The sequence below is a fragment of the Aurantiacibacter aquimixticola genome, assembly GCF_003605475.1.
Classification (GTDB): Bacteria; Pseudomonadota; Alphaproteobacteria; order Sphingomonadales; family Sphingomonadaceae; genus Alteraurantiacibacter; species Alteraurantiacibacter aquimixticola_B.
Genome location: NZ_RAHX01000001.1, coordinates 1,981,335 through 2,003,371 on the forward strand (window position 1 = coordinate 1,981,335; position 22,037 = coordinate 2,003,371).

Below are 22,037 nucleotides of genomic sequence, written 5' to 3' on the forward strand. Positions count from 1 at the left end.
GCCGCCGCCATTGCGTTCCGCGATGCAGTTCCTCTCCGATAATGCCGCGCCGGTGCACCCCAGGGTGTGGGAAGCGATGCGCGCCGCGGATGCCGCGGACACGCCTTACGACACCGACGCGCTGAGCCGGGAGCTCGATGCCCGCTTCACCGCATTGTTCGGGCGCGAATGCACCGCAATGTTGGTGGCGACGGGGACAGCGGCGAATTGCCTGGCACTGGCGACGATGGTGCAGCCGCATGGCGGAGTGGTCTGTCACCGCGAAGCGCATATCGAGATGGACGAATGCGGCGCGCCCGGCTTCTACCTCCATGGCGCAAAGCTGTTGCTGGCCGAAGGCGCGGGCGCGAAGCTGACGGCGGACGGCATCGCCAAGGTTCTCGCGGGTATTACGCGCGGCGTGCATCAGGTACCGGCGCAGGCGATCTCGATCACGCAGGCGAGCGAATACGGCCTTTGCTACCGGGCGGAAGAGCTCGCCGCCATTCGCGCAATCGCAAACGATCACAGCCTCGGCCTGCATATGGACGGCGCGCGCTTCGCCAATGCTGCTGCCTTCCTTGGCGGGTCGGCCAGCGAGGCGGCGGGTGATGTCGACGCGCTCAGCTTCGGCTTCGTCAAGAATGGCGGCATGGGCGCGGAGGCGATCGTGTTCTTCGATACCGAGGCTGCCGAGCTGGCGCGCTGGCGGCGCAAGCGCGCGGGCCATTTGCAAAGCAAGGGCCGCTTTCTCGCCGCGCAGGTTCTGGCCATGCTGGAGGACGACCTCTGGCTGGACAATGCGCGCGCTGCCAACGCCGCCGCGCAGATCGTGGCGGATGGCGCGGGCGACCGTCTGGTCCATCCGGCCGAGATCAACGAGTCGTTCGTTCGCATGGACGCTGGCGAACGCGCGGCTCTGCGCGATCAAGGCTTCGCCTTTTACGACTGGGACGAGACATGCGTCCGCCTCGTCACCCACTGGGCGAGCGACCATGACGACGCGCACAAGCTAGCCCGCGCGATCGCTGCCTTATGAACGCTCCCGCCGAGGCGGAAAGCCTGTTCGCCCCGAAGAACCTCGCCGCATTCCTGCTGGTGAGCGTGATCTGGGGCGGCACCTGGCTGGTGATCAAGGATCAACTGGCCAATGTCCCTCCGACATGGTCGATCACCTATCGCTTCATCGTGGCAGCGGCAGGCATGTTCGCGCTCGCCGCCTTTCGCGGGGAACCGCTGCGGCTGCCGCCGGGCGGGCAGCGCTGGGCGCTCCTCCTCGGCATCTTCCAGTTCGTGCTCAATTTCACTTTCGTCTACAATGCGGAGCGGTTCATCACCTCAGGCCTCGTCGCGGTGATGTTCGCTCTGCTGGTGGTGCCCAATGCTTTGCTCGGCCGCGCCCTGCTCGGCCAGCCGATCACACGCGCCTTCGTGCTCGGGTCGAGCATCGCCGCGCTCGGCATCGCGCTGCTTTTCGCGCATGAATACCGCGCCTCGCCTGCGACATTGGGCGAAGTGTTGCTTGGCGCGGGGCTTACGGTGGGCGGCATCCTTGCCGCCAGCTTCGCTAATATCGCGCAGGCTATGGAGGGGGCGAAGCGCTCGCCTTTCCTGACACTGCTCGCCTGGTCGATGCTGTGGGGCGTTGTCATGAATGCGTGCGTGGCGCTGGCGACCCAGGGTCCGCCGGTGTTCGACACGCGGCTGACTTACAGCCTTGGCATACTCTATCTCGGCCTCGCCGGATCCGTGGTGACGTTCCCGCTCTATTACGGCCTGGTGCGGAAGGTCGGCGCGGGGCAGGCCGCCTATTCGAGCGTGATCGTGCCGGTGGTGGCGATGGTGCTTTCTACCTTGTTCGAAGGCTTCGTCTGGGGCTTGCTGCCGGCCCTCGGCGCAGTGCTGGCGCTGGCGGGGATGGTCGTTGCGCTCCGGGGCCGCGCTAGCCCTCCGCCGCGCCGCGCCGTTCCAGAGCCCTGATTGCGCCGAGGCCCTCGCGATAGGTCGGATAGCGCGGGGTCCAACCGAGCACGCGCTTCGCCTTGCCATTCGCCACGCGGCGGTTCTCGGCATAGAATCCGCGCGCCATGGGGGAGAGGTCCGCCTCCTCCAGCGTCTGTAGCGGCGGCGGCTCGACATCCAGCAAACGGCAAGCCTCCTCGATCACCGAGTTCTGGCTGGTCGGCAGATCGTCGCCCAGATTGTAGGCCCCGGTAGGCGCATCGCTCTTGATTGCGGCCATAACGCCGCTGGCGATATCCTCGACATGCACCCGGCTGAAAACCTGCCCCGGCAAGTCGATCCGATGCGCCTTGCCGCTCCGCACCCGGTCCAGCGCCGCGCGACCCGGTCCGTAAATTCCCGGCAGTCGGAACACCCGCGCCCCGCGCTCCAGCCACGCCGCATCGCAAGCCGCCCTCGCCGTTCGCCTACCGGCGCCGATTGGTGCGCTCTCATCCACCCAGGCGCCTTTCTGGTCCCCGTAGACCCCCGTCGAAGACAGATAACCCAGCCACTTTTCGCCGACCAGATTGCCGTAGGTTTGAAGAACAGGATCGCTGCCCGTTTCCCTGTCCGGTGGAACCGAAGAAAGGACCCAGTCGGCTGGATGTATGGCCCTTGCCGTAACCTCCCGGTCCGCGAAGTCGAGATCGCCATCCGAACCCGTCGCCGATACCGTCCAACCCTCCGCCTTCGCCTGTTCCGCAATGCGTTTTGCCGAATAGCCGAGGCCGAAAATGAACAGATGCGCCATGTCATGCGTATTAGCGGTTGGACGCTCATCGCCAAGGAATTACGCAAGCCGCCATGGATATCGCCCGCACACCCGCCACGCCCGACGGCAACCAGCATCTTGCCGATGCCGCGCCAGAACCGCACGATCCCGCCACGATTCGGCGCGAGGATTACCGCCCGTATCCGTGGCTGGTGCCCGACGTCGCTCTGGACTTTGATCTTGGACTCGAAGCGACGCGGATAACTGCAAGGCTGACCGTCGCGCGCAATGCCGAGGCCGATGCTTCGGACACGATCCGCCTCAACGGCGACGATATCGAACCGTTGAGCATCAAGGTGGATGGCGAAGTGTCGAACGACTGGCACATGGATGGCAGCGACCTGATCCTGCCACTTTCGGGCGATGCGCACGAAATCGAGATCGCGACCGCAATCGACCCGTCCGCCAACACCAAGTTAATGGGTCTTTTCGCCTCGAATGGGATGCTGTGCACGCAATGCGAGGCGGAGGGCTTCCGCCGCATCACTTTCTTCCCTGACAGGCCGGATGTGCTTTCGACTTATCGTGTGCGGATGAGCGGGCCGAAGGCGCAATTTCCGGTCCTGCTGAGCAACGGCAATCTCGAGGCGCAGGGCGATGGCGAGGAAGGCACGCACTGGGCCCAGTGGCACGATCCATGGCCCAAACCATCGTATCTCTTCGCTCTTGTCGCGGGCGATCTGGTCGCCAATTCCGACAGCTTCACCACGATGTCGGGCCGCGAGGTCGCGCTGAACATCTGGGTGCGCGAAGGCGATGAGAACCGAACCGGTCACGCCATGGAATCGCTCAAGAGGTCCATGCGCTGGGACGAGCAGACGTTCGGGCGCGAATACGATCTCAACCTCTACAACATCGTCGCCGTCAGCGATTTCAACATGGGCGCGATGGAGAATAAGGGCCTCAACGTCTTCAACACGAAATACGTGCTGGCGGACGCGGAGACCGCGACCGACGGCGATTTCGACGGCGTCGAAGGCGTCATCGCGCATGAGTATTTCCACAATTGGTCGGGCAATCGCATCACCTGCCGCGACTGGTTCCAGCTTAGCCTGAAGGAAGGTTTCACCGTTCTGCGGGACCAGCTTTTCAGCCAGGACATGGGAAGCGAGCCTGTCAAGCGGATCGAGGACGTGCGCATATTGCGCGGGGCGCAATTCCCGGAGGATAGCGGCCCGCTCGCCCACCCGATCCGTCCCGACAGCTATCGCGAGATCAGCAATTTCTACACCGCTACGGTGTATAACAAAGGTGCCGAGGTCATCCGTATGATGCGTACGATGGCCGGTGGAGATGCCTTCCGGAAAGGCACCGACCTCTATTTCGATCGCCATGATGGCGAGGCGGCGACCTGCGAGGATTTCGTCACCGCGATGGAGGATGGTGCAGGGCTAGACCTCACGCAGTTCCGCCTCTGGTACAGCCAGGCCGGCACCCCGAAGATCGGTGTTCGCATGGAGCATCGCGGCGATAGGGCGATTTTGCATCTCAAACAGGATGTCCCACCGACGCCGGGCCAGCCCGATAAGGCGCCGATGCCCATTCCGCTCAGGATCGCGCTGTTCGATCGCGAGAGCGGGCAACACGATGGTGAACAGCTGGTTACGCTCACCAAAGCTCAAGAAAGCTTCAGCTTCGACAGCATCTCTTCGCTTCCGGTGCTCAGCATCAATCGTGGCTTTTCCGCGCCCGTGACCATCGAACGCGAAATTTCGCAGGACGATCTGGTCTTCCTTGCCGCGCATGACGACGATCCCTTTGCGCGCTACGAGGCGCTGCAGGATCTTGTCGTAAGTCACCTAAAGGCTGCCGTTTCGGGCCAATTGGAAGAAGCTGCGAAGCGGGATGGCGAGGAAGCCATCACCAGCGCATTCGCCTCCGTGCTGGCCGACGACAGCCTGGATGAGTTGATGCGGGGCGAACTGCTCGTCCTGCCCAGTGAGACATACCTGGCCGAAACGATGCTGGTGGCTGATCCGGCAGCGATCCATTCCGAACGGCAGGCATTGCGCGGTGCGATCGCCCGCGCGCTGGAGAGCGAATTTCTGAATCTACACGAACGCGCCGGCGCCGTGCCTTTCGGCATGGATGCTGCCGCAAAGGGCGCGCGGAAGGTGAAGACGCAGGCGCTCATCTATCTCGCTGCCGGCAATCCCGACGTGGCGCGCCGGCGCGCGTGGTCGCAGTACGAACAGGCCGATAACATGACTGACCGGCAGGGCGCATTGATGGTACTTTGCGGCTTGTCGGGCATCGAACGGACCAATGCGCTGATAGACTTCTACAATCGCTTCCAGGGCAATCCGCTGGTCATCGACAAGTGGTTCGCGCTGCAGGCAAGTTCCATGCATCCCGCTGCGCTCGAACATGTGAAAGCGCTGGCCGATCATCAGGATTTCACGCTCAAAAACCCCAATCGCGTGCGCTCGCTCTACATGGCGATGGCATATAGTCCGCACGCATTCCATGCAGCGGACGGCGAGGGCTATCGTATGATCGCTGACCTGATCCTGGCGCTGGATCCGATCAATCCGCAGACGGCATCGCGTTTCGTGCCGCCTCTGGGGCGCTGGCGGCGGATCGAGCCGAAACGTTCGGCCTTGATGAAGGAGCAGCTCGAACGTCTCGCTGCCGCGCCCGGGCTTTCGAGTGACACGCATGAACAAGTTAGCCGCAGCCTTGGATAATCCGCGCGCGATCATCCGCAGCGAGGCGCTAGGCGGCGTTCCGCACGGCTTCCTGACCGGGATCGCCTCCACGGCCGAGCCCGATCCAGCGCGCATTTCGCCCGGTGCGCAACTCGTGCTGGTGAAGCAGGTGCATTCGGCCACCGCGCTGAGCGTGGACGCGCCCTTCGTCGGTGCCCCACGGCCGGAAGCCGATGCCATGGCAACCGCCACGCCGGGTCTCCTGCTTGGAATCGTAACGGCCGACTGCGCGCCCGTGCTTTTTGCGGACAGAGAGGCGGGTGTGGTAGGCGCAGCCCATGCCGGGTGGCGGGGCGCGCAAGGCGGGGTGCTGGAAGCCACGGTGAAGCAGATGGAGACGCTCGGCGCCGAGCGCGCGAATATACGGGCAGCCATTGGACCAACGATTGCGCAATCAAGTTACGAGGTCGATGAGGATTTCGCAGAACGATTCGACGCACGCGATGCGCGCTTCTTCGAGCGCGGCGAGCCGGGGAAGTATCAGTTCGATCTGCCTGCCTATGTTCGGCATCGCCTCGAAGAATTGCAACTTGCGGCGGTCGACGATCTCGGCCTCGACACTTATGCCAGCGAAGATCGCTTTCACTCCTACCGCCGCGCCACGCATCGGGGGGAGGACAGGACGGGCCGCCAGTTCTCCCTGATCGCGCTTCCCGGATAACCGCGTTGCAAAAACTGCAAGAGCAGGTGCCGGATTAGGGCGAAAAGGCGGGTTGGCACGGCAGGCAAGCTGGTCTATTGGCGCGCCAAGCTGCGCTGCCATGCCCGCACTTCACGGGCGATTTCCGGGGCGCGAGAATGCATCAATCCGGCTGCGATCCGCCTGTCGAGGCGGCTTCCGGCTTCGATAGGCAAGGCAAGGACATGGCAACGACCACGGGCTCCCCCGACTCGAATGAACCGGTCGCCGAAACCACCACGGAAGACGGCGTGCGCCGCCGCGACTTTCTTGAAGTCGCCGCGGTATCGGCCGCCGGCGTGGGTGGCCTCATCATGGTCTATCCGCTCGTAAGCCAGATGGCCCCGTCGGCGGACGTGCTGGCCGAAAGCACGACCGAGCTCGACCTTTCGTCGCTCGAAGCGGGGCAGGCGATCAAGGCCACCTTCCGCAAGCAGCCGGTCTTCGTCCGTCGCCTGACGAGCGAGGAAATCGCTGAAGCGAATGCCGTGCCGACCGGTTCTCTACGCGACGCGGAATCGCTCGCCGATCGCACGCAAGAGGGACATGAAGACGTATTGGTCGTCATGGGTGTCTGCACCCATTTGGGCTGTGTGCCGCTGGGCGCTGCCGAAGGTGAGAACAAGGGCGAATATAACGGGTATTTCTGCCCGTGCCACGGTTCGCATTACGACACCGCAGCGCGCATTCGCAAAGGCCCGGCGCCGACCAACCTGGTGGTGCCGGAATACCAGTTTACTTCCGATACGACGATCCTGATCGGATAGGACTAGCAAGAGACCTGATATGAGTTTTCCCTGGGCCAGAGAATATCAGCCGGCGAACGGCTTCACCAAGTTTCTCGACGAGAAGCTGCCGGTGCCACGCCTCGTCTACAATGCCGTAGGTGCCGGTTACCCGGTCCCGCGCAACCTGTCCTATTTCTGGAATTTCGGCGTGCTTGCGGGGTTCTGCCTCGTCCTGCAGATCGTGACTGGCGTCGTTCTCGGTATGCATTACGCCGCCAATGCCGAAATCGCCTTCGCCTCGGTCGAGCACATCATGCGCGACGTCAACTGGGGCTGGCTGATGCGCTATGTCCATGCGAATGGCGCAAGCTTCTTCTTCCTCGTTATCTACATCCACATCTTCCGCGGGCTTTTCTACGCATCGTACAAGCCGCCGCGCGAAATGATCTGGCTGCTGGGCGTCACGATCTTCCTGCTGATGATGGCGACCGCCTTCATGGGCTATGTTCTGCCCTGGGGTCAGATGAGCTTCTGGGGTGCACAGGTTATTACGGGCCTTTTCAGCGCCATTCCCTTGGTGGGTGAGCCGCTGCAGGTTTGGATCCTGGGCGGTTTCGCACCGGACAACGCCGCGCTGAACCGGTTTTTCAGCCTCCACTATCTGCTGCCCTTCGTGATCGCGGGCTGCGTCATCCTGCACATCTGGGCGCTGCACATTCCGGGTTCGAGCAACCCGACTGGTGTGGAAGTGAAGCAGGAAAGCGACACCTTGCCGTTCCACCCGTATTACACGGCGAAGGACGGCTTCGGACTCGGCATCTTCCTGTTGCTGTTCTTCGCTTTCGTGTTCTTCCTGCCAAACGTGCTCGGCCATGCGGACAATTACATCCCGGCGAACCCGCTATCGACGCCCGCACACATCGTGCCAGAATGGTATTTCTATCCCTTCTATGCGATCCTGCGCGCCTTCACCTTCGACTTCATCCTGCCGGCGAAGCTCTGGGGCGTGCTCGCGATGTTCAGCTCGATCCTTGTGTGGTTCTTCCTGCCCTGGTTGGATAAGGGCCCGGTGCGTTCTGGCCATTATCGCCCGCTGTTCCGCAAGTTCTTCTGGTTCGGCCTCATTCCCTGCATGGCGATCCTGTTCGTCTGTGGCGGAGCGCCGGCCGAAGAACCGTGGGTAATGTTGAGCCAGATCGCGACCGCCTACTACTTCCTTCACTTCCTGGTGATCCTGCCGATCGTGTCGTCGATCGAGCGTCCGGACCCGCTTCCCTATTCCATCACCGAAGCGGTGCTGGGGTCGGACAAGAAAGCGGTGTTGGGCGAGAACGCCGAACCGGTAGCCGTCTGAGCCGGACCGGATTAGGGGAATAACGAAATCATGATCCGCCTTGTTGGTATTCTCGTCGGCCTCGGCTTCACCTTCGTGGTGATGATCTCTTTCGCGGTCGGCGCCTACACCGCCGCGACCGAGCCGGCCGAAAAGCCCGCCTATTATGCCTTCCACAAAGAGCCGGTGCAGCCCGCCGGAGGTTTCCAGTTCGATGGAGCTTTCGGGACATGGGATGTCGCCCAGCTCCAGCGCGGGTATCAGGTCTATAAGGAAGTGTGCGCGGCCTGCCATGCGATGGATTACGTCGCGTTCCGCAATCTTGCCGAACTCGGCTATTCCGAAGCACAGGTAAAAGCCGAAGCCGCGACCTGGCAGGTGCCGGGCGTCGATCCAAACACCGGTGAGGCGACGATGCGCCCGGCCACCGCGACCGACTATTTCCCTTCGCCCTATCCCAACAATGTGGCGGCTGCTGCGGCGAACAACAACGCGATCCCGCCCAACCTCTCGCTGATAACCAAGGCGCGCAACAACGGCTCGAACTACGTCTATTCGCTGCTGGCCGGTTATGCCGATCCGACCACGTATCGGAATGAAGATGGTGCTGTCTTTGCCGAGGCCGCGCCGGGTTCGATGCCTGGCACGGGTCTGTATTTCAATCCGTATTTCGAGAACCTCAACATCGCGATGGCGCCGCCGCTGACGACGACGGGTCAAGTCACATATGCCGATGGCACGGAAGCGACGATTCCGCAGATGTCCGCGGACGTGGCCGCTTTCCTTACCTGGACGGCAGAACCCAGGATGATCGTGCGCAAGCAGACCGGATGGTGGGTCATCGCCTTCACGCTCTTCGCGACGATCCTCGCCTGGTTCGCCAAGAAACAGGTCTGGTCCGGGGTCAAGCCGACCCGGCGCGACTGATCGGGTGAGTGCCGCCACGTCCGCAGCGGACGCGGTGCGGCCGCTAATCCGAACCATTCCCGATTTTCCGAAGCCGGGCATCCAGTTTCGAGACATCACCACGCTGCTGGCCGATGCATACGGGCTGCGTGCTGCGACACACGGACTGGCCGAGCTCGCGGCCTGCCATCCGTGCGATGTCATCGCCGGGATCGAAGCGCGTGGCTTCATCTTCGGCAGCGCGCTCGCGGTCGAAGTGGGATGCGGCTTCGTCCCTCTGCGCAAGCCAGGCAAACTGCCCGTCGACACGATCGGCGAGGACTATCAGCTCGAATACGGCGAAGCGCGGCTCGAACTCGATCCGACGCTGATCGTCGACGGCGCGCGCGTGCTGCTTGTCGACGATCTGTTGGCGACCGGCGGCACGGCAGTGGCCGGGGCCAGACTGCTGCGCCGTGCCGGTGCGGTGGTCGAGCAAGCGCTGTTCGTCATCGATCTGCCAGATCTGCCCGGGCGTGGGGCACTCTCGGCAGAGGGCGTCGAGGCGCATGCGCTTATTGCGTTCGAGGGCCATTGATCCGCAGGCAAGTGGGAAAGGTTCGCGTCCACGCGCATTTGGCGTATAGCAGGACAGGATAACGGGAGGATCATGGAAACTCAGGCGCTTACAATCGCATTGGTCGGCGTGCTCGGCATCGGTGCCCAATGGCTGGCCTGGCGCACGGGATGGCCCGCCATCGTGCTCATGCTCGCGGCCGGTTTCCTTGCCGGGCCGGTGCTCGGCTATTTCGGCTACCCCCTGCTCGATCCCGAAGCCGCATTCGGAGACCTGCTCGAACCGATGGTCGGCATCGGTGTCGCCATCATCCTGTTTGAAGGCGGGCTCAGTCTCGATTACCGCGAGCTCAAGAAATACGGCGAAGGCGTCTGGCGCCTCGTTTTCCTCGGCGTTCCGCTGGGCTGGATCTTCGGAACGCTGGCCTGCTATTATATCGCCGGACTCGTCCTTCCCGTGGCGATCCTGTTCGCAGGCATCCTCGTGGTGACCGGGCCTACGGTCGTCCTTCCACTCCTGCGCCAGTCGGCAGTGCAGCAACGCCCCGCGGCCTTGCTGAAATGGGAAGCCATCGTCAACGATCCCATCGGCGCGCTGTGCGCCGTGGTCGCCTATGAATATTTCCGCGCCACCGTGGATGGCGGAACCGCGTTCGAGGTCGTGCCGCAGATCGCTATCGCGGGCGCCCTGTCCGGCGTAATCGGCTATGCTGCGGCAAAGCTGGTCGCCTGGAGTTTTCCCCGCGGCCTCGTGCCCGAATATCTCAAAGTGCCGGTGCTGCTGGTTCTCGTCGTCGGCGTCTTCGTTGTCTGCAACAAGATCGAGCATGAAGCCGGGCTGGTCGCGGTCACCGTCATGGGCATTGCGCTCGCCAACATGCACGTGTCGAGCCTTCGCAGCATCCATCCGTTCAAGCAGAACATCGCCGTCCTGCTCGTGTCGGGCATCTTTATCTTGCTGTCGGCCTCGCTCGATCTTAGCGAGCTGACCTACCTCAACCCGTTCGAGGTCGAAGGGCTGCGGCTGTATCTGTTCCTTCTGGCGCTTCTTTTCATGGTGCGACCGGCGACGATCCTGCTTTCGCTGCTTGGAAGTTCGGTCCCCTGGAACGAGCGCCTGTTCCTTGCCTGGATCGCTCCGCGCGGCATCGTGCTCGTCGCCATCAGCGGCCTTTTCGCGCTGCGATTGTCGGATCTTGGCTATGCCGACGGTTCGATCCTGATCGGCCTGAGCTTTGCCGTGGTCGTGGCGACGATCGTCGCGCACGGTTTCTCGGTCGACATCGTCGCCCGTCTTCTCAAGGTGAAGGGTGCGGAGCGTCCTGGGCTTCTTATGGCGGGATCGACACCTTGGACCGTCGGCCTTGCCGAAGTCCTTCAGAAGACCGACACGCCGGTGATGATCGTCGATTCTTCGTGGCAACGCCTGAAGCGTGCGAGGACGCGCGGCCTGCCGACCTATCATGGCGAAATCCTGAACGAGGCGACCGAACACAATCTCGATCTGACGCCGTTCCAGTCGCTGGTCGCCGCCACCGATAACGAGGCATACAATGCGCTCGTCTGTTCGGAATTCGCGCCGGAGATCGGCACGGACAAGGTCTATCAGCTGGGCGAAGGTGCGGACGATGACGACCACCGCCAGATCCCCGCATCGCTACGCGGACGTGCGCTCTTTGCCTCCGGCTTCGGGGTGGACGACGTACAGCAGCGCCAGCAGGAAGGCTGGGTCTTCCGCCGCACCAAGCTGTCCGAGCAGTTCGATATGGACGATGCGCGCGAAAGCTTGCCGGAGGCGGCGAACATGCTGCTGCTGATCAAGCCGAGCGGCGAGTTGAAATTCTTCACTCACGCTGCCGCACCGGAACCGCAGCCGGGCGACCAGATCATCTCCTTCTCGCCGCCGCGTGCGCAAAGCGAGGAGAAGGCGGCGAAGAACGCGGAGCGCAATGCGACGCGCAACCAATCAAAGGGCGGCCCCAAGCCGGAGCCCGCATGAGGACGAGAGACCACCCCATGACCAATCGTCTTGCTATACGCGCGCTAACCTTAGCAGCGCTTGGCGCATCGGCACTCGCTTTGGCGGCATGCGATGTGCGCCGAGACAGTGATGCGGAGGAGCCCGCGCCTACCGCTACGCCGAGCGAGACTGCATCGCCCGATGCCGAGACCACTCCAAGCCCGAGCGCGACGCCCGTACAATCCATCCTGCGGGACGAGACCGCGCCGGAACAGGACACGGTCCTGCCCGCGCAGCCCATCGAGCTCGTCATCCCGTTTCCCGACGGTGCGGATATCGGGGGCGATGCCGAGCGCATGCTGGCCGGCGTCATCGGCTCGCGCGCGCTCGAAGAAGAGGACTGGCAGGTAATTCTGCGCGGCCATACCGATTCGTCCGGTAACGATCAGGCGAATCTGCGCGCCTCGCGCGCTCGCGCCGAAGCGGTCGCTGCCTGGCTCGTCGAACGCGGCGTGGATGATGACCGGATCAAAGTGATCGCCTTCGGAGAACAGAACCCCATCGCGCCGAATGCGCTGCCCGATGGCTCCGCTAATGAGGAAGGCCGTCGGGAGAACCGCCGCGTCGAACTCACGATTGAGCCGGAGGGAGGCGCGCAGGACGATAGGCAGAGCGATGCGACAGGCGGTGATGCACAAGCGCGCCCGACGGCGCGCCCCAGCGCGGCGCGCACTTCGCGCCCTTTTCGCGACTGACGATCTTCGCTTGACGTAGCCGCCCCGCCGGTGGCAATCGCGGCATTGGAGTGCGGGTATAGCATAGTGGTAATGCTCCAGCCTTCCAAGCTGGCTAGAGGGGTTCGATTCCCCTTACCCGCTCCAGAAACTTACACCTCCATATTGTCGATCAGGCGCGTCCCGCCGATCCGCGCGGCCACGAAAAGGCGGGAATTGCCGTTATCGGTATCGAGCCGTTCCAGTGTATCGGCATCACGCAATTGCGCGTAATCGACCTGCGCAAAACCGGCACCGAGCAATTCGTCCTCCAGCATGCCGAGGGTCGGATGGACTTCCTGCCCATCGCGAATGCGCGCGATCGCCTCCTCCATCGCGCGGGGGAGAGTGGCGGCCGCTGCGCGCTGTTCGGGTGACAGATACGCATTGCGGCTGCTCATCGCGAGACCGTCCGGCTCGCGCACGGTCGGCACAGCAAGGATCGCCTCGGCGCGCGGAAAGGACAGGTCGAGATCGCGCGCCATGCGGCGGATGACGGCAAGCTGCTGCCAGTCCTTTTCGCCGAAAAATGCCATGTCCGGCCGCACCTGGTTGAAGAGCTTGCACACAACCGTCGCCACGCCGTCGAAATGGCTGGGCCTGTCCGATCCGCATAGCCCGCCGCTTACGCCCGAAACGCTGATATTCGTGGCATAGCCCGCAGGGTACATCGCCGCGCCATCGGGCGCCCACAGCAGTTCCACGCCCTCGCGGTCGAGCTTCGCGGTGTCCTCCGCCAGGGGTCGCGGATAGGCATCCAGATCTTCGCCCTCGCCGAATTGCCGCGGATTGACGTAGATCGAGGCGATAACGTCGTCCGCCTGCTTCATCGCCTCTCGTATCAGGGTCAGATGCCCGTCATGCAAAGCGCCCATCGTCGGCACCAGCGCCACCGTGCCGCCATCGGCGCGCAACTCTTCCACAGCTTCGCGCAGGGCGTCGATTGTCGTGACGGTTTGCAAGGGTTCATGCCTTCCCTATTGTTAACGGCGTCCGGGGCGCATTGCCTCACCCTATGAGAGAAAGCCAGCTTTTGACCACGCCGCACCGCATCGTCTTCGCCAATGAAAAGGGCGGCACCGGAAAGTCGACGACGGCCGTGCATGTCGCCGTGGCGCTGGCTTATCAGGGCGCGACGGTGGCCGCGCTCGATCTCGACACGCGGCAGGCGACCTTCTTCCGTTATTGCGAGAACCGCAGCGATACGCAGACGCGGCGCGGCGCGACCTTGCCCGGCCCGGTGTTCGACACATGTCACGGCGACACGATCGAGAGCCTGGAGGCAGAAGCTGCCCGCATCGGCGAAGGCGCGGACTTCATCGTATTCGACACGCCGGGGCGCGACGATCGCTTTGCCCGCCATGTCGCCGCAAGTGCGGACACGCTGGTGACGCCGATGAATGACAGTTTCGTCGATTTCGACCTGATCGGGCAAGTCGATGCCGAGACCTTCAAGGTGCGCAAGCTCTCTTTCTATGCCGAACTGATCTGGGAAGCCCGCATCAAGCGCAGCCGGGTTCAGCTGGAGGAAAGCAGGCGCGAGATGGACTGGGTCGTGGTTCGCAACCGCACCGGCTACACCGATGCCCGCAATCAGCGCCGCATCGACCAGGCACTGACCGAACTGTCCAAGCGGGTCGGTTTCCGCGCGGTCCAGGGCCTGTCGGAGCGCGTCATCTATCGCGAGCTTTTCCCGTCCGGCCTGACTCTGCTCGACAAGGGGCATCTGGGCGAACTGGGAACCAGCCATCTTGTCGCGCGGCAGGAATTGCGCAATCTGGTGCAGAACTTGCGCCTGCCCATGCCCAAGCGTGACGGCGAGGTGCCTCGCGCCGATCTTCCGGCCACCGCGCCCGCGCACGAACCCGCCTGAGATGATGCGCCTAATCGTCCTTGCCGGCCTCGGACTGCTCGCCTTTCGCTGGATCACCGGCCGCTGGCCGTGGCAACCCAAGGTATCCACTCGCAATCAGGCGATCTTCCGTGCTCGTCGACTGCTCGGTGTCGAAGCAGGCGCAAATCGCGCGGAGATCATGGCTGCGCATAAGCGGCTGATCGCCGTGGTGCATCCCGATCGTGGCGGTTCGAGCGACCAAGTGCATGAAGCGAACGCCGCGCGCGATCTGCTGCTGGACGAGTTGCCCCGCGAAGTGCGCTAAGCTACCGCCGGGCCAGAGAAAGGTCCGCAAAGCATGAGCCACGATTTCCACCCCACCGTCCTTCGCGAATATGATATTCGCGGCATCATCGGAGAGACGCTCGGCCCCGACGATGCCCGCGCCATCGGCCGCGGTTTCGGCACGCTGCTGGCACGCGATCTCGGCGATGGCGCGGTGCCGCTGGTTGCCGTGGGTTACGATGGCCGCGTCAGTTCCCCCATCCTGGAAAGTGCGCTGATCGAAGGACTCACCGCGAGCGGCTGCAATGTGCGCCGCATCGGGATGGGCGCGACCCCCATGCTGTATTACGCCGAAGCGTCAGCCGAAGAGGTGGATGGCGGCATTCAGATAACTGGCAGCCACAATCCCGCCAATTACAACGGCTTCAAAATGGTATTTCGCGGGCGTCCGTTCTTCGGGGCCGATATCCAGCGGCTCGGCGAGATCGGCGCTGCCGGAGAGTGGATAGACGGCGCCGGTAGTGTCGAGACGATAGAGATCGAGGACGAATACGTTGCTCGCATGCTCGCCGCGCTGGACAGTATCGAACCGAGCGCCCTGGAGGGCCTCACGGTGGCGTGGGACGCCGGCAATGGCGCGGCGGGCCCCGTGCTCGAAAAGCTGGCTGCGCGGCTTCCCGGCACGCACCATCTCCTCTTTACCGAAGTCGACGGAAACTTTCCCAACCATCATCCTGATCCCACTGTCGAGGCAAACCTTGCGGACCTGAAGGCCCTGGTCGCCGAGAAGTCCTGCGACTTCGGAATTGCCTTCGATGGCGATGGCGACCGGATCGGCGCGATCGACGGCGAAGGCCGCGTTATATGGGGGGATCAACTACTGATGATCTACGCTGAGGACCTCCTAGGGAAACTACCTAATTCGACCATTATCGCCGATGTGAAGGCGAGCCGCGCGCTGTTCGATCATGTGGAACAGCACGGTGGGAAGCCGCTGATGTGGAAGACCGGCCATTCGCTGATTAAGTCCAAAATGAAGGAAGTTTCTTCGCCGCTGGCGGGCGAAATGAGCGGTCACGTCTTTTTCGCCGACGAGTATCACGGTTTCGACGATGCGCTTTACGCAGGCGTGCGACTGATTGCTGCCTCGGCTAGGCTTGGAAAATCGGTGACGCAGCTTCGCGGTGAAATGCCTGCCATGCTCAACACGCCGGAAATGCGCTTTCAGGTGGATGAAAGCCGTAAATTCGCCGCCATCGAGGAGGTGAAGGCGCGCATGACCGGCGATAACGTGCCCGAGGGCGTCGAAGTGAACGCGACCGACGGCGTTCGGGTAAATACGCCCGATGGCTGGTGGCTGCTGCGCGCCTCGAACACGCAGGATGTGCTGGTCGCGCGCGCGGAAAGCGAAAGCGAGGCAGGTCTGGAGCGCTTGATGGCACAGATCGACGAACAACTGGCGCTAAGCGGCCTCGAACGCGGCGAGAGCGTAGGGCATTGAGAGGAAAATCATGAAAATTGTTTTTGCACCGCTGGCAGCCTTCGGGCTCGCCGTTTCGCAACCCGTGATGGCGCAGGACGCGCAAACCGTCAGCGAAGACGACATGGCGGTGGTCGGCGAGATGATGGCGGAGCTGTTCCAGTCCGAGCCGCTGACCGCCGAACAGCAGGCTCGCCTGCCGGCTGCGCAGCAAGTCGTCGGGGCGATGATCCCCGAAGGCTCCTATGCCGAGATGATGCGGGAAGTGATGCAGAATACGATGGCGCCCATGTTGGGCCTCATCGGCAGTCCGGAAGTCATTCTTATGTCGCGGATCGATGTGGACGAACAGGTGTTCAACGCCATGTCCGAAAACGAACGACGCGAACTGATGACCATGCTCGATCCCGCATATGAAGAGCGCGGGTCGGTGATGATGGACGCGCTGATGGGCAGCATGTACGGGATGTTCGACGTCATCGAAGAGCCGATGCGTGAAGGGCTGTCGAAAGCCTATGCCGCGCGCTTCACCGCCGATCAGCTGGCCGATATCGCGGTATTCTTCGCAACGCCGACTGGGCAGGTTTACGCTCCAGAATCCATGGCGCTGTTTGCCGATCCGCGTGTCATGTCGGCAAGCATGGAAGCGATGCCTGCAATGCTCGGCAGTTTCGCCAATATGGAAGCCGACATCGCCGCGGCGATGGCATCTCTGCCTGCCGAACGCGGTGTGGACGACCTCACGGCTTCCGAGCGCGCGAGGGCGGCCAGGCTCCTCGGCGTCAAACCCGCCCAGCTTGGCGACGTGATTCTCCCGCCAACGGGAATATAGGACAGAAAAAGGCCCGCATCGCTGCGGGCCTTTTCATTTTGGGTGATATAACCGATCAGGATTCGCTGATCTGCTCCTTGCCGGACCGCATATCGGTCTGATGCAGGCGCAGGTTGTTCTGCACGTGATCGACTCCCGACACATCGTAGATGCAGTCTTCCGCACGGCGCTTCTCCCAGCGCGTATTGACCTTGCCGTCGAGCGTCACTTCACGGTCGGAGACGGTCACCTGAATGTCCGTTGCGTCCACGCCGCGATCATCGGTCAGCCGGTCACACGAGTCTTCCAGAATACGCTCGTCCGAACGCCTGTAATTGCTAGGCCCACGACCGCGATTGTCCATTTCCCGGCGACGTTCTGCGTCTTCGTCGCCAAACCAGCTAGCAATTTCGTCACCGGCCTTGTCGAAAAAGCCACGTTCATCGCGATTAGTGCTGCGACGCGAATACGTATCCTGCGGCCAGAAACTGCCGCCGCCGGTCATCTGCTCGGGACCGGCGAGCGGCTCCTGTCCACCATAAGAGTCGCCTCGGAAATAGCCGTGATTGGCGCGTTCGCCCGATCGTTCGAAGCCCGTGGCATCGCGGTCATACTGGTCGAGCGGGTTGTAATCGCTGCGCGCGCGTGAGGGCATCGCCGTCTTGCGGCGACCGCGTCCGCGCTGGAAGTCGCGGTCGAACCGGTCGGAGTATTCATCGTCGCGCTCGCGATACATGCTCTCGCCATATTGCGAGGACGAGCGCTGCTCTAACTGCTCCTGCTGGCGGCCATAGCCGCGATCGTCGTCGTAATAGCGATTGCTTTCGTTCGATTGGTTGTAACGGTTTGGCATAAGTGTGGCTCCTGCGTTTGAGAGTGTCGCCTGTGTGCGTTGGGAGGCCCGGCGATGCGCCCCATTGGCGCGGTATATTGTGAGAACGGTTGAGCCCGCCTGCCGGTCCACAACGCGGCGCGGCTGGTTCACGCTTCGGCTGATCGGCGACAGACAGCCTGCTTTCCTACGCAGCCGCGCTCTGCGAAGGGATCGCCATGTCCATTCTCACGCCCTTCTCCATCCGTCGACGAATCCGCGGAAACACGCCCGGCCTTTTTCGTTTCAGGACAGTGTCACACCTGTCACACCCTGCCCTGGCAACGGCCTGGTGAGCGCTGTGCCGCCCGAGATCGCGGACTGGTTCTCCGGCCGCGGCTGGCGCGTGCGGCGTCATCAGGCGGAGATGCTGGCAGCCAGCGATGCTGGCAAGCACGCGATGCTCGTCGCCGATACCGGGGCTGGCAAGACGCTGGCGGGCTTCCTGCCGACGCTTGCCGCGTTCACGCCGTCCCGCATTGCCGATGGCGCGCGGCCCGAAGGGCTCCACACACTCTACATCTCGCCATTGAAGGCGCTGGCGCACGATGTGCAGCGCAATCTCGTCACTCCCGTCGAGGAAATGGGCCTCGACATTCGTGTCGAGACCCGCAGCGGCGACACGTCGTCGGACAAGAAGCGCAGGCAGCGCAGCAAGCCGCCCAATGTGCTGCTGACGACGCCGGAAAGCCTCTCCCTCCTGCTGAGCTATCCCGAAAGCTTCGACCTGTTCGCAGGACTGAAGCGCGTTGTCGTGGATGAAGTGCACGCTTTCGCGACGCAAAAGCGCGGGGACATGCTCGCCCTGTCGCTCAGCCGCCTCCAGGCGATCGCGCCCTCAATGCAGCGTGCTGCCCTGTCAGCCACGGTTGCGGATCCGGAAGCCTTCCAGGGCTGGGTCGCGCCATGGGGCGATATCGATCAGGTAGAGCTGGTGATCGGCGAGGAGGGTGCCGAGCCGCAGGTGGAGATCCTGCTGCCCGACGAAGAACGCGTTCCGTGGGGCGGCCACGCAGCCACTTGGTCCATCCCCCAGCTCTACGGGCGTATCCGGAAGAACAGGACGACGCTCGTCTTCACCAATACGCGCTTTCTGGCGGAGTACATCTTCCAGCACCTGTGGGACGCGAACCACGACAATCTGCCGATCGGCATCCATCATGGCTCGCTAAGCAAGGAGGCCCGACGCAAGGTCGAAGCGGCGATGGCGGCAGGCGAATTGCGCGCGCTGGTGTGCACGGCCAGCCTCGATCTCGGCGTCGATTGGGGCGATATCGACCTCGTCGTACAGATGGGCGCTCCGAAAGGATCGAGCCGCCTACTGCAGCGGATCGGACGCGCAAACCACCGGCTCGACAGCCCTAGCCGTGCCCTGCTCGTCCCCGGTAATCGGTTCGAGTTTCTCGAGGCGACGGCCGCCCGAGACGCGGTGAAAGAGGGCATGCGCGATGGCGAAGACTTCCGGCCCGGCGGCCTGGATGTACTTGCTCAACATGTGATGGCCTGCGCCTGCGCCGCACCATTCGACGAGGCGGCATTGCTGAGGGAGATACGCTCCTGCCTGCCCTATGCGGGCGTCGATGAAAGCGTCTGGGGCCGTGTGCTCGAATTCGTGGCGACGGGCGGATACGCGCTGCGCGCTTATGATAAGTTCAAGCGCATCACGAAGGACGGCGATGGCCTCTGGCGATTGAGCCATCCCGAGCACGCACACCGCCATCGAATGAATGCGGGCATCATCCTCGATGCCGAGATGCTCGAGGTTCGGTTCCGCAATGGCCGCTCGCTCGGCAAGGTGGAAGAACGCTTTGCCGCCTCGCTGAGGCCCGGTGACACGTTTCAATTCAGCGGCGTGAATGTCGAGGTCGAGCAGCTCAAGGACATGGAGCTGATCGTTCGGGCGAGCGCCAAATCCGCCATGATCCCGAGCTATGGGGGGCTGCGCCTTCCGCTCACCACACATCTGGCCGATCGCGTTCGCACCATGCTGACCGACCGCGCGGGCTGGGCGCGTTTCCCCGACGATGTGCGCGAATGGCTGGAAGTGCAGGACTGGCGCAGCCATTTGCCGGGTCCGGACAATCTGCTGGTCGAGAGCTTCCCCCACGCCAAGCGGCATTACACCGTTTATTACACCTTCGTCGGCTGGAACGCGAACCAGTCGCTAGGCATGCTGATTACCAAGCGCATGGACGAGATGGGGCTGATGCCCGGCGGTTTCGTGGCGAACGATTACTCGCTGGCGGTATGGGGCCTGAAACCGGTGACCGACCCTGCGCCGCTGCTATCGCCCGATATCCTGACGGAGGAGTTTATCGACTGGGTGCAGGACTCGCACCTGCTGCGCCGTGCTTTCCGCGAAGTCGCGGTGATCGGCGGGCTGGTCGAGCGCCAGCATCCGGGCAAGCGCAAGACCGGGCGGCAGGTCACTTTCAGCACCGACCTCATCTACGATGTGCTGCGCAAATACGAACCGGATCATGTCCTGATCGAGGCTGCCTGGGCCGATGCGCGCGCTCGAATGACTGATATCGGAAGGCTTGGCGACCTGCTCGATACAGCCGCGGAAAAGCTCGATTTCGTCGAGCTCGATCGGGTCAGTCCGCTTGCGGTGCCGGTGATGGTAATGATCGGCCGCGAAAGTGTGCCGCAGGGTGCGCAGGACGACGAACTGCTGCTGGAGGCGGAGAGCCTAGCGGGAGCGGCGATGCGGGTGGATGGCGTGCCGGAGGAGTCGGACAGGTCAAATTGATCTAGCGATTAGGCGAGGCGCAAGCCGGTGTTTCGGCTAGCGGGGCAACCCGTTCGATTGGTTCGACTACGATGCTGGTGTCATTAGGTGTCCGAGTGATCATTAGGCGCAGAGAGTCGGAATCGAAATGTCGATGATCATCTAAGTCACCGAAGCAGAACTTGTTCGCTCCACTGCGCTTCACTAACGAAAGAACTCGTAGCGACAATTCGTAGCTGGCATTGGGATCCGGTGCGAAAACAAGGCTTGGCTCTACAGGCAGCATCAAATTCCCAGTCAGCTGTTTCCGGAGTTCCCGTTCGGAGACGGTTTCGCCGTTCCATTGGATGGTCCCATCCTCTTTCGGCACCACGACATTGACCAGCGCATCGTCCGAGAGGTCCCATGCCTCGGGAGGCAGCGAAAGGGGTCCCGTGGTCGGGATGTCTACTTCAAGAGCGTGCGTTTGCATGGGCGCATCGACCCAGATGACCATGCCGACGAATAGCGCGACCGCGACTGCAATGACGTCGTAATTGCTTCGCCGGAATGGTCCGCCGTGATTGTATGGCAGCCGAGGTGAGCGCCGAAGCTTACTCGGCATCGAAGCGGCGATACTGGTGATTACCATCGAAAGCGAAGCGGGAGATGTCGGCGTCGCCTACGAGATGGATGACCTGCACCGCGTCCTCGTAGCTCGTGTTCGCGTCTGGCCGAAAGCGGACCACCGGATCGGCCGGGTTCGCTTTGGCGGCGGCGAGGCGGGCTTCGAGCTCAGGATGATCGACGGCCTCGCCATTCCAGTAGATCGTGCCGCCGCGCGATAGTGTGAGCGCGATTTGCTGCGTCTCTCGGCTTTTGGTTTCGCCGGTCGGAAGGTCGACTTCGATCGAGTCGGTCGCGAGTGGGATAGAGAGGATCAGCATTACCAGCAGGACGAGCAACACATCGATCAGCGGCGTGATGTTGAGTTCGCTCATGGGCGGCGCAGGCGTGGTTGCATAGGGCCGGGCGAGCAGTCGCGATTGCAGAGCCATCGGGCAGTCTCCTCTGTTTGTTACATGATAACATCACAGAGATTGCCCGCTGTCAAATCGGACCACGCGGCATGGACGCATCGTGGGCACAAAAAAGGCGGCCGAGGCCGCCTTTTTCAGTAGTGTTGTGGGAAGACTTACTCGCCCGAACCGAACTGGCGATACCGCTCATTTCCGACGAAGCCGAAACGCGTAACGCCCGAGCTCTTGATGATGTCGAGAACCCGTGCAGACCGGTCGTAGCTGGCATTGGCTTCCGGTTCGAACTGCAGTTCGGGCTCCGGCTGGAGCTGCATCGACTGCTGCAGCTGGAAGACCAGACCGCCCTCATCGACCTGTTCACCGTTCCACAGGATCTCGTCATTGGGCGTGATCACCACCTTGTTGGTGATCGGATCGACTTCCGGCTCATTCGTCGGTGGCGACGGTTGCGGCAGGTCGACATTGATCGCGTTGGTGGCGACGGGAATGGTGATGATGAACATGATCAGCAGAACGAGCAGGACGTCGATCAACGGCGTCATATTCATTTCCATCATCGGTGCGCCGTCGTCGCTACCGCCAGACATTGCCATGTTTGCGTACTCCTAA

General features: G+C 62.7%; 21 protein-coding genes and 1 tRNA gene. 16 read left to right on the forward strand and 6 right to left on the reverse strand.

Annotation, left to right across the window (positions count from 1 at the left end; all coding sequences use genetic code 11):
- The first annotated feature begins 22 nt into the window (after window positions 1–22).
- Window positions 23–1,018, forward strand: coding sequence for a threonine aldolase family protein (locus D6201_RS09970; protein WP_120048649.1), 996 nt, complete (start codon window positions 23–25; stop codon window positions 1,016–1,018).
- The gene (locus D6201_RS09975; RefSeq protein WP_120048650.1) at window positions 1,015–1,959 is read left to right on the forward strand and encodes a DMT family transporter; all 945 of its coding nucleotides are present in this window, start codon (window positions 1,015–1,017) and stop codon (window positions 1,957–1,959) included. Before D6201_RS09970 ends, D6201_RS09975 begins: the two co-directional genes overlap by 4 nt.
- Here the strand turns inward: D6201_RS09975 and D6201_RS09980 are convergent.
- A complete protein-coding gene (locus tag D6201_RS09980; protein WP_120048651.1) occupies window positions 1,922–2,734 on the reverse strand; it encodes a Rossmann-fold NAD(P)-binding domain-containing protein in 813 nt (270 codons plus the stop codon). The genes D6201_RS09975 and D6201_RS09980 overlap by 38 nt on opposite strands.
- Window positions 2,735–2,787: 53 nt before the next feature.
- Here D6201_RS09980 and pepN point away from each other — a divergent pair, with 53 nt between their 5' ends.
- The 9 genes from pepN (at window position 2,788) to D6201_RS10025 (ending at window position 12,505) form a co-directional block, all read left to right on the forward strand.
- Window positions 2,788–5,442, forward strand: coding sequence for an aminopeptidase N (gene pepN / locus D6201_RS09985; protein ID WP_120048652.1), 2,655 nt, complete (start codon window positions 2,788–2,790; stop codon window positions 5,440–5,442).
- The gene (pgeF, locus tag D6201_RS09990; protein WP_120048653.1) at window positions 5,414–6,124 is read left to right on the forward strand and encodes a peptidoglycan editing factor PgeF; all 711 of its coding nucleotides are present in this window, start codon (window positions 5,414–5,416) and stop codon (window positions 6,122–6,124) included. The genes pepN and pgeF overlap by 29 nt, the downstream gene beginning before the upstream one ends.
- Window positions 6,125–6,327: 203 nt before the next feature.
- Window positions 6,328–6,909, forward strand: coding sequence for a ubiquinol-cytochrome c reductase iron-sulfur subunit (gene petA, locus D6201_RS09995; protein ID WP_120049341.1), 582 nt, complete (start codon window positions 6,328–6,330; stop codon window positions 6,907–6,909).
- Window positions 6,910–6,928: 19 nt separating this feature from the next.
- Window positions 6,929–8,224, forward strand: a complete 1,296-nt coding sequence (locus D6201_RS10000) for a cytochrome b (protein ID WP_120048654.1) — start codon at window positions 6,929–6,931, stop codon at window positions 8,222–8,224.
- 30 nt (window positions 8,225–8,254) lie between these two features.
- Complete coding sequence (locus tag D6201_RS10005) at window positions 8,255–9,130, forward strand: cytochrome c1 (protein ID WP_120048655.1); 876 nt, start codon at window positions 8,255–8,257, stop codon at window positions 9,128–9,130.
- A gap of 4 nt (window positions 9,131–9,134) precedes the next feature.
- Entirely contained in the window at window positions 9,135–9,686 is a 552-nt protein-coding gene (locus tag D6201_RS10010) for an adenine phosphoribosyltransferase (RefSeq protein ID WP_120048656.1), read from the forward strand.
- Between the two features lie 72 nt (window positions 9,687–9,758).
- Window positions 9,759–11,663, forward strand: coding sequence for a cation:proton antiporter (locus tag D6201_RS10015; protein ID WP_120048657.1), 1,905 nt, complete (start codon window positions 9,759–9,761; stop codon window positions 11,661–11,663).
- A gap of 17 nt (window positions 11,664–11,680) precedes the next feature.
- Window positions 11,681–12,379 carry an OmpA family protein gene (locus tag D6201_RS10020; RefSeq protein ID WP_165853538.1) on the forward strand — a complete coding sequence of 233 codons (699 nt, stop codon included), beginning with the start codon at window positions 11,681–11,683 and terminating at the stop codon, window positions 12,377–12,379.
- A 52-nt stretch (window positions 12,380–12,431) separates the two neighbouring features.
- Window positions 12,432–12,505, forward strand: a tRNA-Gly gene (locus D6201_RS10025).
- A gap of 5 nt (window positions 12,506–12,510) precedes the next feature.
- Here D6201_RS10025 and panC read toward each other — a convergent pair.
- A complete protein-coding gene (panC, locus tag D6201_RS10030) occupies window positions 12,511–13,359 on the reverse strand; it encodes a pantoate--beta-alanine ligase (protein WP_120048659.1) in 849 nt (282 codons plus the stop codon).
- A 53-nt stretch (window positions 13,360–13,412) separates the two neighbouring features.
- On the opposite strand from panC, the gene D6201_RS10035 reads away from it, so the two are divergent.
- From D6201_RS10035 to D6201_RS10050, 4 genes are read left to right on the forward strand one after another with little or no spacing between them, the layout of a single operon-like run.
- A complete protein-coding gene (locus D6201_RS10035; protein ID WP_120048660.1) occupies window positions 13,413–14,270 on the forward strand; it encodes a division plane positioning ATPase MipZ in 858 nt (285 codons plus the stop codon).
- A 1-nt stretch (window position 14,271) separates the two neighbouring features.
- Window positions 14,272–14,556: a J domain-containing protein gene (locus tag D6201_RS10040; RefSeq protein WP_120048661.1), complete on the forward strand. Its 285-nt coding sequence runs from the start codon at window positions 14,272–14,274 to the stop codon at window positions 14,554–14,556.
- Between the two features lie 33 nt (window positions 14,557–14,589).
- Window positions 14,590–16,017: a phosphoglucomutase/phosphomannomutase PgmG gene (gene pgmG / locus D6201_RS10045; RefSeq protein ID WP_120048662.1), complete on the forward strand. Its 1,428-nt coding sequence runs from the start codon at window positions 14,590–14,592 to the stop codon at window positions 16,015–16,017.
- Window positions 16,018–16,027: 10 nt separating this feature from the next.
- Window positions 16,028–16,828 carry a DUF2059 domain-containing protein gene (locus D6201_RS10050; protein WP_120048663.1) on the forward strand — a complete coding sequence of 267 codons (801 nt, stop codon included), beginning with the start codon at window positions 16,028–16,030 and terminating at the stop codon, window positions 16,826–16,828.
- Between the two features lie 55 nt (window positions 16,829–16,883).
- Here D6201_RS10050 and D6201_RS10055 read toward each other — a convergent pair whose 3' ends face one another.
- Window positions 16,884–17,660 (reverse strand): BON domain-containing protein, encoded by a 777-nt coding sequence (locus D6201_RS10055; protein WP_199798185.1) that lies wholly within the window; start codon window positions 17,658–17,660, stop codon window positions 16,884–16,886.
- 310 nt (window positions 17,661–17,970) lie between these two features.
- Between D6201_RS10055 and D6201_RS10060 the strand changes: the two genes are divergently transcribed.
- Window positions 17,971–20,430 (forward strand): ligase-associated DNA damage response DEXH box helicase, encoded by a 2,460-nt coding sequence (locus D6201_RS10060; protein ID WP_422664706.1) that lies wholly within the window; start codon window positions 17,971–17,973, stop codon window positions 20,428–20,430.
- Window position 20,431: 1 nt separating this feature from the next.
- On the opposite strand, the gene D6201_RS10065 is transcribed toward D6201_RS10060, so the two are convergent.
- The 3 genes from D6201_RS10065 to D6201_RS10075 form a co-directional block, all read right to left on the reverse strand.
- Entirely contained in the window at window positions 20,432–20,905 is a 474-nt protein-coding gene (locus D6201_RS10065) for an ExbD/TolR family protein (protein WP_120048664.1), read from the reverse strand.
- Window positions 20,906–21,002: 97 nt separating this feature from the next.
- On the reverse strand, window positions 21,003–21,446 hold the full coding sequence (locus D6201_RS10070) for an ExbD/TolR family protein (RefSeq protein WP_120048665.1): 444 nt from the start codon (window positions 21,444–21,446) through the stop codon (window positions 21,003–21,005).
- A gap of 137 nt (window positions 21,447–21,583) precedes the next feature.
- The gene (locus tag D6201_RS10075) at window positions 21,584–22,021 is read right to left on the reverse strand and encodes an ExbD/TolR family protein (RefSeq protein ID WP_120048666.1); all 438 of its coding nucleotides are present in this window, start codon (window positions 22,019–22,021) and stop codon (window positions 21,584–21,586) included.
- Window positions 22,022–22,037: the final 16 nt, after the last annotated feature.

Excerpts from the sequence above, each read along its gene's own strand:
- D6201_RS10055 (WP_199798185.1), bottom strand. The coding sequence starts at position 17,660 with ATGCCAAACCGTTACAACCAATCGAACGAAAGCAATCGCTATTACGAC.
- D6201_RS10015 (WP_120048657.1), top strand. The coding sequence starts at position 9,759 with ATGGAAACTCAGGCGCTTACAATCGCATTGGTCGGCGTGCTCGGCATC.
- D6201_RS09980 (WP_120048651.1), bottom strand. The coding sequence starts at position 2,734 with ATGGCGCATCTGTTCATTTTCGGCCTCGGCTATTCGGCAAAACGCATT.
- D6201_RS10050 (WP_120048663.1), top strand. The coding sequence starts at position 16,028 with ATGAAAATTGTTTTTGCACCGCTGGCAGCCTTCGGGCTCGCCGTTTCG.
- D6201_RS09970 (WP_120048649.1), top strand. The coding sequence starts at position 23 with ATGCAGTTCCTCTCCGATAATGCCGCGCCGGTGCACCCCAGGGTGTGG.
- D6201_RS10065 (WP_120048664.1), bottom strand. The coding sequence starts at position 20,905 with ATGGTCATCTGGGTCGATGCGCCCATGCAAACGCACGCTCTTGAAGTA.
- D6201_RS10000 (WP_120048654.1), top strand. The coding sequence starts at position 6,929 with ATGAGTTTTCCCTGGGCCAGAGAATATCAGCCGGCGAACGGCTTCACC.
- D6201_RS09975 (WP_120048650.1), top strand. The coding sequence starts at position 1,015 with ATGAACGCTCCCGCCGAGGCGGAAAGCCTGTTCGCCCCGAAGAACCTC.
- petA (WP_120049341.1), top strand. The coding sequence starts at position 6,328 with ATGGCAACGACCACGGGCTCCCCCGACTCGAATGAACCGGTCGCCGAA.
- D6201_RS10070 (WP_120048665.1), bottom strand. The coding sequence starts at position 21,446 with ATGGCTCTGCAATCGCGACTGCTCGCCCGGCCCTATGCAACCACGCCT.
- D6201_RS10040 (WP_120048661.1), top strand. The coding sequence starts at position 14,272 with ATGATGCGCCTAATCGTCCTTGCCGGCCTCGGACTGCTCGCCTTTCGC.
- pgeF (WP_120048653.1), top strand. The coding sequence starts at position 5,414 with ATGAACAAGTTAGCCGCAGCCTTGGATAATCCGCGCGCGATCATCCGC.
- pgmG (WP_120048662.1), top strand. The coding sequence starts at position 14,590 with ATGAGCCACGATTTCCACCCCACCGTCCTTCGCGAATATGATATTCGC.
- pepN (WP_120048652.1), top strand. The coding sequence starts at position 2,788 with ATGGATATCGCCCGCACACCCGCCACGCCCGACGGCAACCAGCATCTT.
- D6201_RS10035 (WP_120048660.1), top strand. The coding sequence starts at position 13,413 with ATGAGAGAAAGCCAGCTTTTGACCACGCCGCACCGCATCGTCTTCGCC.
- D6201_RS10020 (WP_165853538.1), top strand. The coding sequence starts at position 11,681 with ATGACCAATCGTCTTGCTATACGCGCGCTAACCTTAGCAGCGCTTGGC.
- D6201_RS10075 (WP_120048666.1), bottom strand. The coding sequence starts at position 22,021 with ATGGCAATGTCTGGCGGTAGCGACGACGGCGCACCGATGATGGAAATG.
- D6201_RS10005 (WP_120048655.1), top strand. The coding sequence starts at position 8,255 with ATGATCCGCCTTGTTGGTATTCTCGTCGGCCTCGGCTTCACCTTCGTG.